This is a genomic window from Permianibacter fluminis, assembly GCF_013179735.1.
Taxonomy (GTDB): Bacteria; Pseudomonadota; Gammaproteobacteria; order Enterobacterales; family Permianibacteraceae; genus Permianibacter; species Permianibacter fluminis.
Map to the genome: position 1 here is coordinate 42,410 of NZ_JABMEG010000003.1, position 16,151 is coordinate 58,560.

The following is a 16,151-nucleotide window of genomic DNA, read 5'->3' on the forward strand; positions in this document are numbered from 1 at the left end:
CTTGTTCAGTTGAATTGTGACGGTGCCGGCTTGGCACGGTGGAGAAGTCATCTTGGATCGGATTTTTGGCGTACACGCCGTCAACTCGCTGCTCGATTCAGCGCCCGAGCGCATCGTTCGGTTGTATGTGCTGGATGGCCGCGATGATCAAAAATTGCTGGCGCTGCTGCGCAAAGCCGAGACGCTGGATATCGCGGTGGCCCGTCGCGATCGCAAGGCGCTCGACAACCTGACCGAGGGCGCGGTGCATCAAGGCGTCGTGGCGGAATGCAAGGCGGCACCGCAGCTGCGCGAAGATGATCTGGAAAGTTTGCTGGAAAGGATTCCCTCACCGCTGTTGCTGGTGCTCGACGGCATCACTGATCCGCACAATCTCGGCGCCTGTCTGCGTACCGCCGATGCCGCCGGGGTACACGCGGTGATCGCGCCGAAAGATCGGTCGGCGGCGCTCAACCCCACGGTGCGCAAAGTTGCTTGCGGTGCGGCGGAACGGATTCCGTTCATCAGCGTGACCAATCTGGCGCGCACTTTGCGCATGCTGAAAGATCGTAACGTCTGGGTGGTTGGTACGGCCGGTGAAGCGACCGCTTCGATTTATCAAAGCAAATTGACCGGGCCATTGGCATTGGTCATGGGCGCCGAAGGCGAAGGCATGCGCCGGCTGACCCGCGAGCATTGCGATCAGTTGGTCAACATCCCAATGTTCGGCAGTGTCAGCAGTCTCAACGTTTCGGTCGCCACCGGCGTCTGCCTGTTCGAGGCCGTGCGGCAGCGGAGTGTCGGTGCATGAATCATCGGCTCTGGCATCGGCTGCTCGGAGTCGGATTGCTGCTCGTGATGATCGCCTCCGGTTGGGGCGTACAGCAGTTGCATCAGTACTGGCAGCAGCAGGCCCTGCTGCAGAGCAGTCAGCAAAACGAGCAGCTGGCGCTGCACATGGAAACGCTGCTCGATGGCCTGCAGAATCATGTCAAACGGATGCAGCACAGTGCGCATCTGGCGCTGCATTCCGGCGATGACAGCCCGGCCCTGCTGAAATTCTTGCAACCCGCCTTGCCGGCCGGTGCAGGCGGTTATTCGCTTGATGTGTTACAGCAAACCACGCCAACTGCGCAGCTTGGCAATGTTTACGCAGCGGTCGCGCCAACGACACCAGCCATGCAGGCGGAACTGCGCATCATCTGGGCTCTGTTTCCGCTGGCGGCGGCGACCCATCTGACCGACAGTTCCTTGCAGTGGAGTTATTACAACTCGCTGCAATCCCCTTTGGTCGGCATGTTTCCGTATCGCAGTACCGAACGCTTGCTGCGTGACAACGACATCGCGACTTTGCCCGCCATGTTCGAGCAGTTCATGAGTCCTGAGGTGCAGCAGCGCATCGCCGCCGACATTGCCGATCAGCAGACGCCGGTCTGGCGGGCTCCGCACATCGACAAAGCCGGTGCCGGCTGGGTAGTGCCATTGGTGGCGCCGGTGCGCAATGAAGGCAAAGTGATTGGCGCCGTGTCGGCCGATGTTCGCTTGCCGTTTTTATCAGGTCACCTGGCTCGCCTGACCACGGCGCCGGAACGCACGTTGTTGATCGATGACGAACAACGGGTGCTCGCCGACAGTCGCTTGTCGCTGGAAACCAGCAATCGGTTGGCGCGACTGGGTGAGCGGTTACCGGCATCGCTGGCCGCGCTGACGCCGCAGCTGACCCGGGCCCATCCGGGCTGGACCAGTGCCGGCGATTACCATTTGATGCTGCGGCCGCTGGCGCATAGCCAATGGACATTGGTGCGCGTGATTCCGAGTGATGAATTGTTGTTTGATGTTCGGCTACGGGCGTTGGCAGTGGCGTTGCCGCTGCTGGTCATTGCACTGATCGCGGCAGTGGCCTGGTGGCGTCGCCGGTTCGAATGAAAAACGCATGAGCTACGGCTACAGGACGATGTTTGCATGAAGACGGTGGTGCCGGCGCGCGAAGCGCGCTCGCCGTACATTACGCGGGAAGGCGCCGAACGGCTGCGCGAAGAACTGCTGACACTGCTGCGCGACAAGCGCCCGGAAGTCACCGCCGCTGTTGCCGCGGCGGCAGCGCTCGGTGACCGCTCAGAAAATGCCGAATACATTTATGGCAAGAAGCAACTGCGGGAAATTGATCGCCGCATCCGGTTTCTGGAAAAGCGCCTGCAGGAAGTCAAGGTCATTGATCAGTTGCCAGCAGATCGACAACGGGTGTTCTTTGCTGCTTGGGTCACGCTGGAAGACGACCACGGTGAGCAGCATTGTTACCGGCTGGTCGGCCCGGATGAAATCGACGCCGACCGACGTTACATCAGCATCGATTCACCGCTGGCGCGTGCGTTGGTAAAGAAAGCGCTGGATGATGAGCTGAGCGTTCGCACGCCGGCCGGCGAAACGCATTATGTGATTGTCGCGATCGCCTATGGCGCATCGCCGGAGTCGAGTTCAACATGATTCAGCATCGCATTGTCCGGCGTGTCATCGGCGCCATGTTGATGGTCTTTTCGGTATCGCTGCTGCCGCCGTTGGTGGTTTCCCTGCTTTATGTCGATGGCAAATGGCCGGCGTTTCTGTTCCAGGCCCTGATTACGGCGTTTATCGGCTTTCTGTTATTCCGCAACACGCCTGCGCACAGTGAGCCGAAAACCCGCGACGGTATTGTGATTGTCGTGCTGATCTGGACGCTGTACAGCCTGGTTGGCGCCATGCCGTTTTACTGGATACTGGAAGTCAGCTACACGGATGCCGTGTTCGAGGCGGTGTCCGGATTGACCACTACCGGTTCCTCGGTGCTGTCCGGTCTGGATCAGATGGCAAAGTCGGTGCTGTGGTATCGCCAGCAATTGGGCTTCATGGGCGGTATGGGCGTGCTGATTCTGGCAGTGGCGATTCTGCCGATGTTCAATATCGGCGGCATGAAGCTGTACAAGGCTGAAGCGACCGGCCCGATGAAGGACGACAAACTGGCGCCACGCATTGCGCAAACCGCACGGTTATTGTTTTCCGTGTATTTGCTTCTCGTGCTTGCCTGTGCCGGCGGTTATTGGCTTGCCGGCATGACCGGGTTCGATGCCATCACTCACAGTTTTGCCACCATCGCCACTGGCGGCTTCGGCAATTACGATGCTGGCATGGGCTATTTCAACTCGTTCGGTGTCGAGTTGGTTGCGATGATCGGCATGTTGGCGGGGGCTGTTAACTTTGGTTTGTTGTTCGTGGTCTGGAACAACAAAGACCCGCGCCTTTTTCTGCGTGATCAGGAGTGCAAGACGTTTGTGGGTTTGCTGGTATTCAGCATCCTGTTGATCACGCTGACCTTGTGGGTGAAAGGACGTTATCCAATGCTGCCCGAGGCGCTCCGGGTCGCAGCATTCCAGGTCATCAGCAGTTTGACCACCACCGGGTTCGGCACGGCCGATACCTCGACCTGGCCCAGCTTTACCGGCCATTTCATTTTTCTGCTGGCGTTCATTGGTGGTTGTTCCGGCTCCACCAGTGGCGGCATGAAAACGCTGCGTTTTTTTCTGCTGTTCAAGCAGGTCAGCCGGGAAGCCAAGCAGTTGGTGCAGCCGAACATCGTGGCCCATGTGAAGTTCAACGGCCGCATCGTTCCGGAATCGGTTACCAACGGGATTTGGGGTTTCTTCGCGCTCTTTGTTTCGACCGCATTGCTGTTTCAGTTCTTGCTGATGGCCTGCGATCTGGATTTCACCACGGCCTTCGCCGTGGTGGCCGCCAGCCTGAATAACCAGGGCCTTGGCACCAACAACCCGGCGATGGGTTTTGCCGCAATGAACGATATGGCCAAATGGGTGACCTCGGCCTGCATGCTGGCCGGGCGTCTGGAGATCTTCACCTTCTTCGTTTTGTTCACGCCGATTTTCTGGCGCCGGTTTTAGGCGCTCGACCCGGCCGACGGCACGGCGTCGGCCATTGTTATTTATGCCATCACTTCCATGACTGCCGGCTGTTGCGGCGCAGCATCGGCAGGCGTATGATTTTTCAACGTACGTATATTTACGTATAAAACATGACTCAGCCGAGCTTTCTGGTAAAGGTGTCCCGCATTCTGCTGGGCGCTCCACGTAATCTTCAATCCGCCGATACTCGCCAGCATCTGGCGTTGACGGCGTTTCTTGCCTGGGTGGGCCTCGGCGCCGACGGTCTGTCATCGTCGGCCTACGGACCGGAAGAGGCGTTTCTGGCCCTTGGCCAACACGGCCAGCTCGGACTGTATCTGGCGATCGCCACGGCGCTGACCGTGTTCATCATCGCGGTGTCCTACAACCAGGTCATCGAGCTGTTTCCGTCCGGCGGCGGTGGCTACAAAGTGGCGACCACGTTGATTGGTCCGCGTGCCGGTCTGCTGTCGGGCTCGGCGCTGATCATCGATTACGTGCTGACCATCGCGATTTCCGTCGCCGCCTGCGTCGATGCCTTGTACAGCGTGCTGCCGATCGGTTTGCAGCCATACAAGCTGCCGCTGGAACTGGCGCTCGTGCTGTTGCTGATGACGCTGAATCTGCGCGGCATGAAAGAATCGGTCAAAGTGCTGCTGCCGCTGTTCATCGGTTTTCTGCTCAGTCATTTTCTGTTGATTGGTTATGGTATCGCCGCGCATGGCGGGCGATTGCCGCAGCTCATCCCGCAAACGCTGCAGGAAACCGGCAGTATGTCCGGGCAGTTCGGTTCGATATTTGTCATCGCGCTGTTGCTGAAAGCCTATTCGCTGGGTGGCGGTACTTACACCGGTCTGGAAGCCGTTTCGAACAACGTCAATACGTTGGCTGAACCGCGCGTGCGCACTGGCCGTTTGACCATGCTCTACATGGCACTGAGTCTGAGTTTTACCGCGGCCGGCATCATCATTTTGTATCTGCTGTGGGATGCCCAACACGTTGCCGGCATGACCCTGAATGCGGTGGTGTTTCAGTCGGTGCTGCAGGATGTTGGTCTCGGTGCCGGGTCATTGACGATGGTGTTGCTGCTCGAAGCCGGCTTGCTGTTGGTGGCCGCCAACACCGGTTTTCTCGGCGGCCCGGCCGTGTTGTCCAACATGGCGGTTGATGGCTGGATGCCACGGCAATTTCGCCGGCTGTCCAGTCGGTTGGTGACCCAGAACGGCATCGTGCTGTTTGGCTTGGCGGCACTGGTGATCTTGCTGGCATCGCACGGTCAGGTGGCGCTACTGGTCGTGCTGTACTCAATCAATGTGTTCATCACCTTTTCGTTGTCGCTGTATGGTTTGTGCGTGTATTGGTGGCGCAATCGGCAACAGAAAAAAGCGCTGCGCCGGTTGGCGCTGTCGATGGTTGGTTTCCTGGTCACGATCAGCATTTTGTTGGTGACCGTGGTCGAGAAATTCGCCGAAGGCGGCTGGGTCACGATGCTGATCACCGGGTTGGTGGTGCTGCTTGGCTACGCGATCAAGCAGCATTACCTGATGGCCGAACGCGAGTTGCGGGTCATCGACAAGCGCCTGGCGGAAACGGTGCCGCCATTGCCGGAAGCCTTGCCGTTTCGCCCGGATCAGGATGCCCGCACCGCGGTTGTCATGGTCGGCTCAAAAGGTCGCGGCACCGCCATGCATACCCTGCTGTGGATCCACCGCATTTTCCCGAACGTGTTCAGCCATTTTGTTTTCGTCAGCGTCGGTGAAGTCGATGTCGAACGGCTGGCAGCAGAAGATGGCATCGAGCGCTTGCACGCCCGCATGGAGGACAATCTCGGTCAACTGGTCGCCTACTGCCAGCATCGCGGCTGGCCGGCGCAGTATGCGTTTGCTTTCTCCGCGGACAGAGTCCGCGAGTTGACTGACATGGCCGAGCGCCTGCGCAGTGAATACCCCAATTGCGTGTTCTTTGCCTCGCAGCTGATGTTTGACACTTGGTGGGCACGCATCCTTCACCATCAAAGTGCTTTTGCCTTGCAGGATGAGTTGCTGGAGCGTGGCATGCAGATGGTGATCTTGCCGATGAAGCTCAGCACCATTCGTACCGCCAGTTCGGATCTTTGCTCCGAACGCAAACAGCAGGCCGCAGATTTGCTGGCTGGCGCCACGGTGGCGCTGGAACCCAGCAGCTAAAGCCAGCACGACCGGGAGTCCGTCATGACCGAACAAACCTTGCAAACGGTGACCACCTATACCCGCTGGATTCTGATTGCTGGCGTCATCGTCCTGCTGACCTTGATGGCGCTGTTGTTCTGGCGAAAATCGCATTCCGTTCCGGTAGGTGAAGTGACCATTGCGGCACCGCTGACGGTGGCGGAAGCGCAGCAGAAAGTCTGGTTTGCGTTGCCGGAGTTGGCGCCGCGTGCGGGGTGGCAGCAGGAAGGCGTGCATGTCATCGGTGACAACTGGGTGATGATTCGCTACACCGCCAGCAACGGCGGTTCACTGGAAGTTGGCAAGGGCACCAAGCGGCCCTTGCTGAATATTGTCAAACGCTTCCCGGTCGAAGCCCGTAAGACCACCACAGTGAATGGCAACCTCGCCATTTTCATCCAGGGCGGCTGGGACGATACCGATCACTGGAATGCCAGTATCGACGCCGGTTTGCTGGAGTGGACCAGCAATGGCTTTCACTACCGGATTCAGCAGACGGGTCTGGGGCTGAATTACCAGCAGATGATCGACTTCGGCGAGTCGCTGATTGTTAAGCCAGAGAAAACCGGACCGGTAAGTGAACCGGTGAATGCCGAGTCAATTAACACCGAGCCAGTCAAAACCAAGCCAGCCGCTTCGACCTGATGGTGCAGTTTTGTTTACGGTGTGAAGCCAGTTGATTAGCCGGCACAATGACGGCGCGTGCATCGGCGGGCGAATTGAGCAACCAAAAAAGGCAGCCAACAGGCTGCCTTTTTTGCATCCAGCGGATAGGGCGGATTACAGCTGGGCCTTGACCTGCTGCATCACGTCGTTCGCTTCTTTTTTGCTGTCGGGATAGGTCGCAGCTTTCTCCAGACTCTTCATTGCGGCTTTGAAGTCGGAGTTGCGGAATTGGGCGTAGCCCAGCACCAGCCAGGTGTGGCCTTCGTTTTTCGCCAGCCCGCCTTTTTCGATGGCGTGTTGATAGGCGACGATGGCTTTATCCCACTGTTTCAACTCGGACAGTTTCTCGCCCTGAAAGAGAAACGCTTCACCGGTGCTGGCGAGTTTGCCGGCTTCGCCATAGGCGTAAGCAACTTTTTCGCCGTTGTTGGCTTGCTTCCAGGCCTGGGCAATGCTCTTCCAGGTCGCTTCGTTGGCTTTCAAGGCGCCGCGCGCAATACCACGCTCCAGAGCACCCGCCGACTTTTCGTACTGGCCGTTGTTCCAGTACATGGTCGCCAGATTCTTTACGTCTTTCTCTTTGTTCAGCAGGCCTTTTTGCTCGATGTCGGCGAGCAGGGCAAAGGCATCGCTGTCACGCTGGGCCAGAATGTAGAGATTGGCCAGATGCAGCAATTGTTCGCTGTTGTCAGGCGCCGCAGCGGTCACCTCTTTTTGCACCAGAATCGCATCTTCAAAGCGATCGATCTCGCCGTGCAGGTCGGCCAGCATGCGCAGCCATTCCAGCTTCGGTTGCGGATGCAGCTTGATGGCAACATAGGCGGGGCAGATCGCGTCTTGCGGTCGCTCGAGCTTGCTCAGGAGTTGCGCCTTGACCAGATACATTTCCGGTTTGACGGCTTTCACTTGAGTGAAGTAGCGATCGATTGCCGCCAGTGCGGCTTCATTCTGCTCGGCCTGCAGATAGAACGTCACCAGATTCTGCCAACCGGCCAGCTGCTGTTCGTCGGGTAATGCCCCGGTGGCCAGTGCCTGCTCAATGTGACTGGCGGCGTTGGCATAGTCATCCGATTCGGAGTACGCGTAGGCCAGCAGATTCTGCACCATTGCCTTGTCGTAATCCTTGCGCGGCGGTTTCTCGTCCAGCGGCGTCAGCAAGGTGATTACAGTGGGGAAGTCTTTGGCTTGATAGGCTTCCTGGGCTTTTTTGTAGATCTTGTAGGTCTTCTCTTCGAGCTGGGCGTCTTTGTCTTTTTTCCGTCCCTCTGCTTGAGCTGTTTGCTCCGGAATGGCGCAATTTTTGGTCAACGATGTTTCCAGACCCGCCTGCACAGCAGTTGCCGTCAGACTCAAGAACAGGGCGCCGGAAATGAGAAGCTTAGCCATAGCCTGACTCCATCAAGGTTAAAAGGGGGAAAAGGACCGCTTGCGCGCGGCCGGCGGCTTCGCCAAACTGGCGGCCGATTTCAGGAAGGGCCCGCGCGCCGATACCAATCTGGGGGGATGCATCGGCGCGCGGGGTTCGACCGTCTCGCAACGATCTAACTTGTCGTACTCAAACCAAGACGAAGGTCCGGCTTATTGCCGGACCGGTTCCGTCACAAAACCCAGTTTCAGCACGCCGTTGTACTGTGCTGCCGACATGATTTCGGCCAGCCGCTGGTACTTCACTTCCTTGTCGGCGCGAATGTGCAATTCGACATTCGGGATCTTGCCGGCATCGCTCAGCCGGGCCAGCAACTCATCGTCCGTAATGGCCGCATCGTTCCAGAACACCGCACCGCTGGCATTGATGGCCAGCGTTACCGTTTCCGGTTTTTCTTCATTGCGGCTGCTCGAAGCATCCGGCAAATCGACTTTGACCGAGTGCGTCACGACCGGGGTGATCAGAATGAACACCACCAGCAAGACCAACATCACGTCGACCAGCGGCGTGGTGTTGATTTCATTGTTCAGCGCCTGAGCGCCTTTCTCGAAGCCACCAAAGGCCATAGCATCGTCTCCTGAATGGTGACGCCGTTTCATGGGCGTGCAGCCATGAACCTGACTTACTTGCTGCCAAACGCGAGCAGCGAGTGGTGCAGATCGTGAGCGAAACTGTCGAGATGGTTTTGCACCACTTTGTTGCCACGAACGAAGGTGTTGTAAGCCAACACTGCCGGAATCGCGGCGAACAGACCGGCAGCGGTTGCCACCAGTGCTTCACCCATCGGACCGGCAACGGCATCCAGCGTGGCTTGGCCTGACGAGGCGATGGCCAGCAGCGCGTGGTAGATACCCCAAACCGTGCCGAACAGACCCACGAACGGCGCGGTCGAACCAATCGAGGCCAGCACGGTCATGCCGCCTTCGAGACGCTGGGTTTCCAGGTTCAGCGCATTACGGATGCAGCGCACCAGGTAATCGTCCAGACCACAGGCTTCGGCGAAAGTCTTTTCGTTATCGTGGAATTCATCCAGCGCATGCAGACCGGCTTTGGCCATGCGACCGACCGGCTGATTCGATTTTTCCACCGCCTTGCGCGCCGAGGTCAGGTCTTTCGACTTCCAGAACAGGGCGATTTCGCGCTTGATGGCTGCACGGGTGCGCAGGAAGACAAAGCCGCGCAGCAAAATGACAAACCAGGTGATCGACGACATCAGGATCAGCAACAGGAAAGTTGAGATCAGGACCGGATCGTTTTGCTCAAACACCAACATGAAATTCATGACGACTCCTTACTGCGTTGCAAGTTTTGAAAAGATTCAGCAGTCAGTGCGGTAACGGTTGGCGCACGCTGCCTGTCAATTCGTATTAACCGAAGTCCAGCGAAGTCTCGCCGCTGAGGCGGAACACCACCACGAAATCGAGCACCGACTCCACACCGGCGCCGTTCTCGGTTGCCGGTTGGAAACGCCAGCGCTTGACCGCCGCCACGGCAGACCGACCGAGGTCGCGATTGCGCGCGTTCTTGACGATCTCGACATCCAGCACTTCGCCCGTTGCCGAAATGCGCAAGCGCAATTTCACTTCGCCTTCATCGCCGTTGCGCAGGGCTTCCGGCGGGTATTTCGGATTCTTGTTGCTGCCATCGCTGACATAGCGGGCTTTCACAAACACCGGGCCTTCCTGAACCGCGACCGGTCCCGGATCGGTGGATGGCGTCATATCCGTCTGGCCCATCACGAATGGCACGTCGTCGGATTCCGGCTGGGGCGGAACCTGAATCGGATTCTCCGGCGGCGTGACCGGCGGCTTCGGCTTCGGTTTCGGCGGCGGCGGTGTCTCCGGCCGGGGTTCCGGCGGCGGTGGAGGGGGCGGCGGCGGCGGCGGCTCCTGAATGAGGGCAACCTTTACCGGTGGCTCCTCTTGCTTGGGTGGTTGCGCTTTGTGCTCGGCCAGCGTGTACGCCACAAAGGCGTGACCCGCCAACGAAACAACCAGCGCAACAACGGCAGGGACTCTCGACATCTTTACGATCCGTGACCGGGTTGAGGGCGTGGACATATTTCGCCACGACTGAAACAAATTGTTAATAGATCGGCCTTGGCAGTTGTTGGCTTGCACCCGGAACGGAGCGGTTATACGCGCGCGTTCCTTATATATGGTCAGCAGCGCTGCCAGCGGCGCTTTTGGTAATTTTATACGTAAATATACGTACGCGTATAGGCGTGCGTGTCACCCCGCGGCGCATGCGCTAGCATGGCCGTATGAAAACCTCGTCTGCGACCCCGACTCTGACCCCGCCCCGCGCCCAGGCGCAGGCCCTGCTGCGGCTGGGCGGATTTGTCCTGGCCTACGTCCTGCTGGACTGGCTGAGTTACATCCATCCGGTTGGCGGTTTTGCCATCACGCCCTGGAACCCGCACCCCGGTCTGGCGTTGGCATTGCTGCTGGTGCAAGGGCGGCGAGCGCTGCCGGTGGTGATGCTGGCGGCGGCCCTGTCCGAGGTGCTGGTGCGCGGTCACTCGCCGCTGGCGCTGACCCTGGTGCTGGGGGTGTTGGTGTCGCCGTCCGGCTACGCCCTGCTGGCGCGCTTTCTGACCCGCGGGCTCGGTTTTGATCCGGACTTGCCCGACCGTCACGCCCTGCTGCGGCTGGTGCTGGCGGCCATTCCCGGCACCCTGCTGATCAGCCTGCTGTACGTCACCAGCCTCAGCGTGGCCGGTTTGCTGCCGTGGCTGCAGCTGCCGGATGCCACGGTGCGGTTATGGATTGGCGATCTGATTGGCGTGGTGATCACCACGCCGCTGCTGCTGGTCTGGCGGCGGCCACCCGCGCTCGACTGGCGGACCTTTCCGCTGCCCGAGGCGGCGGCCATTGCGACGGCCATGGCGGTGGTGCTGTGGCTGATCTTCGGCTGGCAGAACACCGATGCTTTCCAGTTTTTCTACCTGCTGTTCGTGCCGCTGATCTGGGCGGCGCTGCGCTTTGCCCTGCACGGCGCGACGCTGCTGTTGATGACCTGCCAGCTCGGCCTGATTCTGGCGGTGGAAGTGCGCCACTACGATGCCGACACCGTCATTGCCTTCCAGTTTCTGATGCTGGCGCTGGCGGTCGCCGGGCTGGTGCTCGGCATGGCGGTCAGCGAAGGCCGCCGCGCGCAGGAGGTTGTGCTAAAGCGCGAGGGCGAGCTGCATCAGGCGCTGCGTATGGCCGCTGCGGGCGAACTGGCGTCCAGCCTGGCCCATGAGCTGAACCAGCCGCTGGCTGCCATCAGCAATTACATCGGCGCCAGTCAGAAACTGGCCGAGCGGGAGCCGCCGGACATCCAGCGGCTGCGCGAGACGCTGCAGAAGGCCGGCCACGAGGTGCAGCGGGCCGGGGCGGTCGTGCACCGCTTGCGGCGGTTTTTCCGCAGCGGCGAATTGCAACAGGAACGGCTGGCGATCGCCGATCTGGTCAGTGCCGCCTGGGAGCCGCTGGCACGGCGTGCGGTGCGGGCGCGCATCGAGTACTTTGTCCATCTGCCGGCCGATTTGCCGGACTTGTACGCCGACCGGGTGCAAAGCGAAATTGTGCTGCACAACCTGCTCGGCAACGCGCTTGATGCCTTGGAAAGCCGTGACGGTGGCCACCGCAGTCTGACTGTCGCGGCGGTCGCGGAAACCAGCCATGTCCGCTTCACCGTCACCGATACCGGGCCGGGCATTGCGCCGGCGCTGGTCGCCCAGCTGTTTGAATCCTTCGTTACCAGCAAGGCGCACGGCATGGGGCTCGGGCTCAATATCAGCCGCTCGCTGGTCGAGGCCCACGGCGGTCATTTATGGCTGGCCGAATCCCGGCCCGGCCGAACCCGGTTTTCGTTTACCCTGCCTGCCTTTCGCGATCCGGATGCACCCCCACAAGAGATGCCGTCATGACTGACTCCGCCAGCCCGACAGTCCACATCGTCGACGATGATGCCGCCGTGCGCGATTCGCTGGCGCTGCTGCTGGAGCTGTCCGGGCTGCCGGTCCGCAGCTTCGATAGCGCCGAAAGCTTTCTCGCCGAGCTCGACCGCGAGGCCAGCGGCTGCCTGCTGCTGGACCTGCGCATGCCCGGCATGGACGGGCTCAGCCTGCAAAAGCTGCTGACCGAGCGCGGCATTGGTTTGCCCATCGTCATGATCACTGCTCATGGTGATGTCGCGGCCGCTCGCACCGCGCTCAAGGGCGGCGCGGTCGACTTTCTGGAAAAGCCGGTCGACGAAACTGTGTTGCTGGCTACCGTCCGCGAAGCCATGCAGCGTGAACAAAGCCGGGTCGCCGCCAGCGCCGAACAGCAGCAGGCCCACGACCGGCTAGCCCGGCTGACCGAGCGTGAGCGGGAAGTGCTGGAACTGGTTGCTGCCGGCCGCACCAGCAAGGAAATCGGCGAGCAGCTCGGCATCAGCCCGCGCACGGTCGAGGTCTACCGGGCCCGGCTGATGGACAAATTGCAGGTCGGCTCGTTGCCGGAGCTGGTCCGGCTCGCGCTCGCCGCCAGGCCGGGCTGAGCCGGCCGGCGATACGGAGCCCCCAGCGCTTTTCCGCGTCTAGGCCCAGCAGCGAAAGACGACCAGAGCGCCCGTCCCACGCCGCTTGCCCGGTAATCAGGGTTTGCCTGCACCGGCCCACTTACGTACAATACGCGCCCCTTCGCCCGCCCGGGCGGAGGCATCCTTGCTGCGGCGGCACTGGTTTTCCCGTTCCTAAGAACGGCCGGAGAACAGGCAACCGACCGTGGCGAAACCCACAAGGAATCACCATGCGCCATTACGAAATCGTGGTCATGGTGCACCCGGACCAAAGCGAGCAAGTGCCCGCGATGGTCGAGCGTTACCAGGGCGTCATTACTGCCGCTGGTGGCACGGTGCACCGCTTTGAAGACTGGGGCCGTCGTCAGCTGGCCTACAGCATTCAGAAACTGCACAAGGCTCACTACGTTCTGATGAACGTCGAGTGCCCGCCTGCTGTTGTTGATGAACTCGACAACGCCTTCCGTTACAACGACGCCGTCATCCGTTACATGATCATGAAGATGGACGCCGCCGTAACCGAACAGTCCCCGCTGCTGAAAGCCAAAGATGAAAAAGACGGCGCCCGCCGTTCGTTTCATGATGACGCTGCCGGCGACGTTGACGCGGCCTAACGGACAGGAGCACTAGACATGTCACGTTTTTTCCGTCGTAAAAAGTTCTGCCGCTTCACCGCTGAAGGTGTTGATCAGATCGATTACAAAGATGTCGGCACCCTGAAGGCCTACATCACCGAAACCGGCAAAATTGTCCCGAGCCGCATCACCGGCACCAAGGCCAATTATCAGCGTCAGCTCGCTGGTGCGATCAAGCGTGCGCGTTACCTCGCGCTGCTGCCGTACTGCGACAGCCACGAATAAGGCCAAGGAGCTCATCCCATGCAAGTCATTCTGCTGGAAAAAATCCGCCGCCTCGGCGAGCTCGGCGACACCGTCAAGGTGAAAGCCGGCTACGGCCGCAACTTCCTGATCCCGCAAGGCAAGGCCGTTGCTGCGACCGCAAACAACAAAACCTTCTTCGAACAGCGCCGCGCTGAACTCGAGAAGAAGCAAGCCGAAGTGCTGGCCGCTGCTCAGGCTCGCGCCGAGAAGCTGGCTGCGCTGACCGTCACCATCGCCGCCAAAGCCGGTGACGAAGGCAAGCTGTTCGGTTCCGTCGGCACCCGCGACATCTCCGATGCCGTGACCGCCGCTGGCGTTGCCATCGAGAAGTCGGAAGTCCGTTTGCCGACCGGCGCCCTGCGCATGGTTGGCGAATACGACATCGCCGTTTCGCTGCACAGCGAAGTGACTGGCACCGTCAAGGTTGCCATTGTTGCCGCTCGCTAAGTTCTGCTTTTGTAATCAGGCAGTACGCGCTTCAAACAAAAACGCCACCTTCGGGTGGCGTTTTTGTTTTTGGGTTTTTTGTTCCCTCCCCTGCCAGGGGGAGGGTTAGGGTGGGGGCGGAATTACGCGAGGGAGTTTGCTATTCGACTCATGTCTCGTAATTTAAGAGTGCCGTGTCTCGCCACGGCGAGCGACCTACTTTCTCTTGCTCGTGCAAGAGAAAGTAGGCAAAGAGAACACGCCCCAGCGCGCCAGAGTCGCTTTGGTTGCTTCGGAGACTCCGCCCGCCGTTCACGTACCAGTGTCTTCGGGCACGCACTGATGCGGCGTCCTGCCTTATCAGTGCTGCACTGGCATCCCTGCCAGCGCACCCTGCCACTGTCACGTGCCCGCCGGCTGGCGCGAATGGGGGCCCCGGGTTCTAGGCGAGTCAGTTTCTTCGGCACTGCAACTCAGTCTGTCATTCCGGCGAAGGCCGGAATCCAATTTGAATTTGAAGCAGAAACGCAATGGATTCCGGCCTTCGCCGGAATGACAGGAGTGATTTGTTCGGCTTTGCGCGCAGCGTGTCGTTGACCTTCTCGCCCGTTCGATGAGCCGAGCAGCGGAATGCAGTCTGGGTTAACAGCCCGCAGCGTAGCGAAGGGGCGAGGCAGGAAGCCGAGGCCTTTTCAGACTGTACACGGATGTGCTGTCTGAAAAGCCCCAGACGGAATGAGCAGCGCAGGGGACCGCTAAAACAGCCTCACCGTTTTAGCGGCTCGGAGCCGGGCATGTTTCTTTGGGTCCTTTCTTTCGCAAAGAAAGGACCTCGCCCGCCGGGGCGAGACCCGGCAATGGTTGTAGCCGCTAGGGAGGCAACAATAAAGCAGGACTAAAGCTTCGACCCCCAATTCAACTTCGTCCGCAACACCTGATAATAATCATGATCATCCGGATGCACGAGCCACAGTTGCTCTTTCTTCTTGCTGATCAAAATCGAATCACCCGGCGCGACTTTGATATGGACTTGGCCATCGCAAGACAATTGCGGATAGGTGCGATTATTGGCGCCGATGACAATCTCGATGCGCGAATCGCCATCCAGCACAATCGGCCGCGCGGTCAATGTGTGCGCGAACATCGGCACCAGCGCCACCGCGTTCAATGACGGATGCATGATCGGGCCGCCAGCGGATAGCGAATACGCGGTCGAGCCGGTTGGCGTTGCGACGATCAAACCGTCCGAGCGCTGGCTGTAAACGAATTGCTCGTTGACGTAGACCTCGAACTCGATCATCCGGGAAATTTCGCCGGGATAGAGCACGATGTCGTTCAGTGCTTCGCTGCTGGCGATGGGGTCATCGTGGCGCAGCACCCGGGCACTGAGCAGAAAGCGTTTTTCGACGAAGTATTTGCCGTCGAGCACTTCGGCGACTTTCTGGCGGAATTCGGTCGGCCGGACATCGGTCAGGAAACCGAGGTGACCGCGGTTGATGCCGAGCACCGGCAAATCGAAATTGGCCAGGGTGCGGGCCGCGTGCAGCATCGAGCCATCACCGCCGATCACGATCACCAGCTGGCAGATGTTGCCCAAATTATTGATGGGCACCAATTGCCGTGGCGGCAAATCCAGCGCTCGACCGCAGACTTCTTCGACCACCACCTGATGGCCACTTTCAATGAGAAATTCGCGCAGGCCGAGCATGGTATCGGCGGCGCCGGCGTGATTGGGCTTGCCGATGATGCCGATGACCGGAAAGCGTTGGGTGGCGGAAAGCTGGGGGGCGGCGTCGGGCTGGTTGTTCAAGGCGGGCCTGTCGTGCATCAAGGAGCGGGATGGGCAAACGGCCGGGAACGGTGCGGGGCGGCCGTGCAATGTCCGCAGTGTAGCGGATGGTCCCGGGCTCGCCTACCGGCGGCGGCGGCCGGTTGCTGGCGGATGCCGCGGGCCGGCTGGCAGCCGACTAGACTTGCTGGGCGCGAAAGGGGCAATCTTCACCGTGCCAGATAATTGCTGACCAGCGGTCAGTTGGATGTAGAATGGCGGCCCGCGAGTGACCCATGGTCACCGATCGGCGATTCC

General features: G+C 60.0%; 16 protein-coding genes. 11 read left to right on the forward strand and 5 right to left on the reverse strand.

Going from position 1 to position 16,151, the window contains the following annotated elements:
• Positions 1 to 49 precede the first annotated feature (49 nt).
• The 6 genes from rlmB to HPT27_RS18305 all read left to right on the forward strand — a co-directional run bounded on the left by rlmB (position 50) and on the right by HPT27_RS18305 (position 6,760).
• The gene (gene rlmB, locus HPT27_RS18280; protein WP_172246772.1) at positions 50 to 790 is read left to right on the forward strand and encodes a 23S rRNA (guanosine(2251)-2'-O)-methyltransferase RlmB; all 741 of its coding nucleotides are present in this window, start codon (positions 50 to 52) and stop codon (positions 788 to 790) included.
• Positions 787 to 1,905, forward strand: a complete 1,119-nt coding sequence (locus tag HPT27_RS18285) for a cache domain-containing protein (RefSeq protein WP_172246510.1) — start codon at positions 787 to 789, stop codon at positions 1,903 to 1,905. Before rlmB ends, HPT27_RS18285 begins: the two co-directional genes overlap by 4 nt.
• Positions 1,906 to 1,941: 36 nt before the next feature.
• Positions 1,942 to 2,463: a transcription elongation factor GreB gene (greB, locus tag HPT27_RS18290; RefSeq protein WP_172246512.1), complete on the forward strand. Its 522-nt coding sequence runs from the start codon at positions 1,942 to 1,944 to the stop codon at positions 2,461 to 2,463.
• Positions 2,460 to 3,908, forward strand: coding sequence for a TrkH family potassium uptake protein (locus HPT27_RS18295; protein ID WP_172246514.1), 1,449 nt, complete (start codon positions 2,460 to 2,462; stop codon positions 3,906 to 3,908). The genes greB and HPT27_RS18295 overlap by 4 nt, the downstream gene beginning before the upstream one ends.
• Positions 3,909 to 4,039: 131 nt before the next feature.
• The gene (locus tag HPT27_RS18300) at positions 4,040 to 6,094 is read left to right on the forward strand and encodes an APC family permease (protein WP_172246516.1); all 2,055 of its coding nucleotides are present in this window, start codon (positions 4,040 to 4,042) and stop codon (positions 6,092 to 6,094) included.
• Positions 6,095 to 6,118: 24 nt separating this feature from the next.
• Positions 6,119 to 6,760, forward strand: coding sequence for a hypothetical protein (locus HPT27_RS18305; protein WP_172246518.1), 642 nt, complete (start codon positions 6,119 to 6,121; stop codon positions 6,758 to 6,760).
• A gap of 135 nt (positions 6,761 to 6,895) precedes the next feature.
• Here HPT27_RS18305 and HPT27_RS18310 read toward each other — a convergent pair whose 3' ends face one another.
• The 4 genes from HPT27_RS18310 to HPT27_RS18325 form a co-directional block, all read right to left on the reverse strand.
• Positions 6,896 to 8,167, reverse strand: coding sequence for a tetratricopeptide repeat protein (locus HPT27_RS18310; RefSeq protein WP_172246520.1), 1,272 nt, complete (start codon positions 8,165 to 8,167; stop codon positions 6,896 to 6,898).
• 192 nt (positions 8,168 to 8,359) lie between these two features.
• Entirely contained in the window at positions 8,360 to 8,773 is a 414-nt protein-coding gene (locus HPT27_RS18315; protein WP_172246522.1) for an ExbD/TolR family protein, read from the reverse strand.
• Positions 8,774 to 8,829: 56 nt separating this feature from the next.
• Positions 8,830 to 9,489 (reverse strand): MotA/TolQ/ExbB proton channel family protein, encoded by a 660-nt coding sequence (locus HPT27_RS18320; protein ID WP_172246524.1) that lies wholly within the window; start codon positions 9,487 to 9,489, stop codon positions 8,830 to 8,832.
• An 85-nt stretch (positions 9,490 to 9,574) separates the two neighbouring features.
• Complete coding sequence (locus HPT27_RS18325) at positions 9,575 to 10,231, reverse strand: energy transducer TonB (RefSeq protein ID WP_172246526.1); 657 nt, start codon at positions 10,229 to 10,231, stop codon at positions 9,575 to 9,577.
• Between the two features lie 239 nt (positions 10,232 to 10,470).
• Here HPT27_RS18325 and HPT27_RS18330 point away from each other — a divergent pair, with 239 nt between their 5' ends.
• From HPT27_RS18330 to rplI, 5 genes are all read left to right on the forward strand, one after another.
• A complete protein-coding gene (locus tag HPT27_RS18330; RefSeq protein WP_172246528.1) occupies positions 10,471 to 12,123 on the forward strand; it encodes an ATP-binding protein in 1,653 nt (550 codons plus the stop codon).
• Positions 12,120 to 12,737 carry a response regulator transcription factor gene (locus HPT27_RS18335; protein WP_172246530.1) on the forward strand — a complete coding sequence of 206 codons (618 nt, stop codon included), beginning with the start codon at positions 12,120 to 12,122 and terminating at the stop codon, positions 12,735 to 12,737. The genes HPT27_RS18330 and HPT27_RS18335 overlap by 4 nt, the downstream gene beginning before the upstream one ends.
• Positions 12,738 to 12,988: 251 nt before the next feature.
• Positions 12,989 to 13,372, forward strand: coding sequence for a 30S ribosomal protein S6 (rpsF, locus tag HPT27_RS18340; RefSeq protein WP_172246532.1), 384 nt, complete (start codon positions 12,989 to 12,991; stop codon positions 13,370 to 13,372).
• 18 nt (positions 13,373 to 13,390) lie between these two features.
• On the forward strand, positions 13,391 to 13,618 hold the full coding sequence (gene rpsR, locus HPT27_RS18345; protein ID WP_172246534.1) for a 30S ribosomal protein S18: 228 nt from the start codon (positions 13,391 to 13,393) through the stop codon (positions 13,616 to 13,618).
• A gap of 18 nt (positions 13,619 to 13,636) precedes the next feature.
• Complete coding sequence (gene rplI / locus HPT27_RS18350) at positions 13,637 to 14,086, forward strand: 50S ribosomal protein L9 (RefSeq protein WP_172246536.1); 450 nt, start codon at positions 13,637 to 13,639, stop codon at positions 14,084 to 14,086.
• Between the two features lie 874 nt (positions 14,087 to 14,960).
• Here rplI and HPT27_RS18355 read toward each other — a convergent pair.
• Positions 14,961 to 15,875, reverse strand: a complete 915-nt coding sequence (locus tag HPT27_RS18355; protein WP_235951121.1) for an NAD(+) kinase — start codon at positions 15,873 to 15,875, stop codon at positions 14,961 to 14,963.
• Between the last annotated feature and the right edge of the window lie 276 nt (positions 15,876 to 16,151).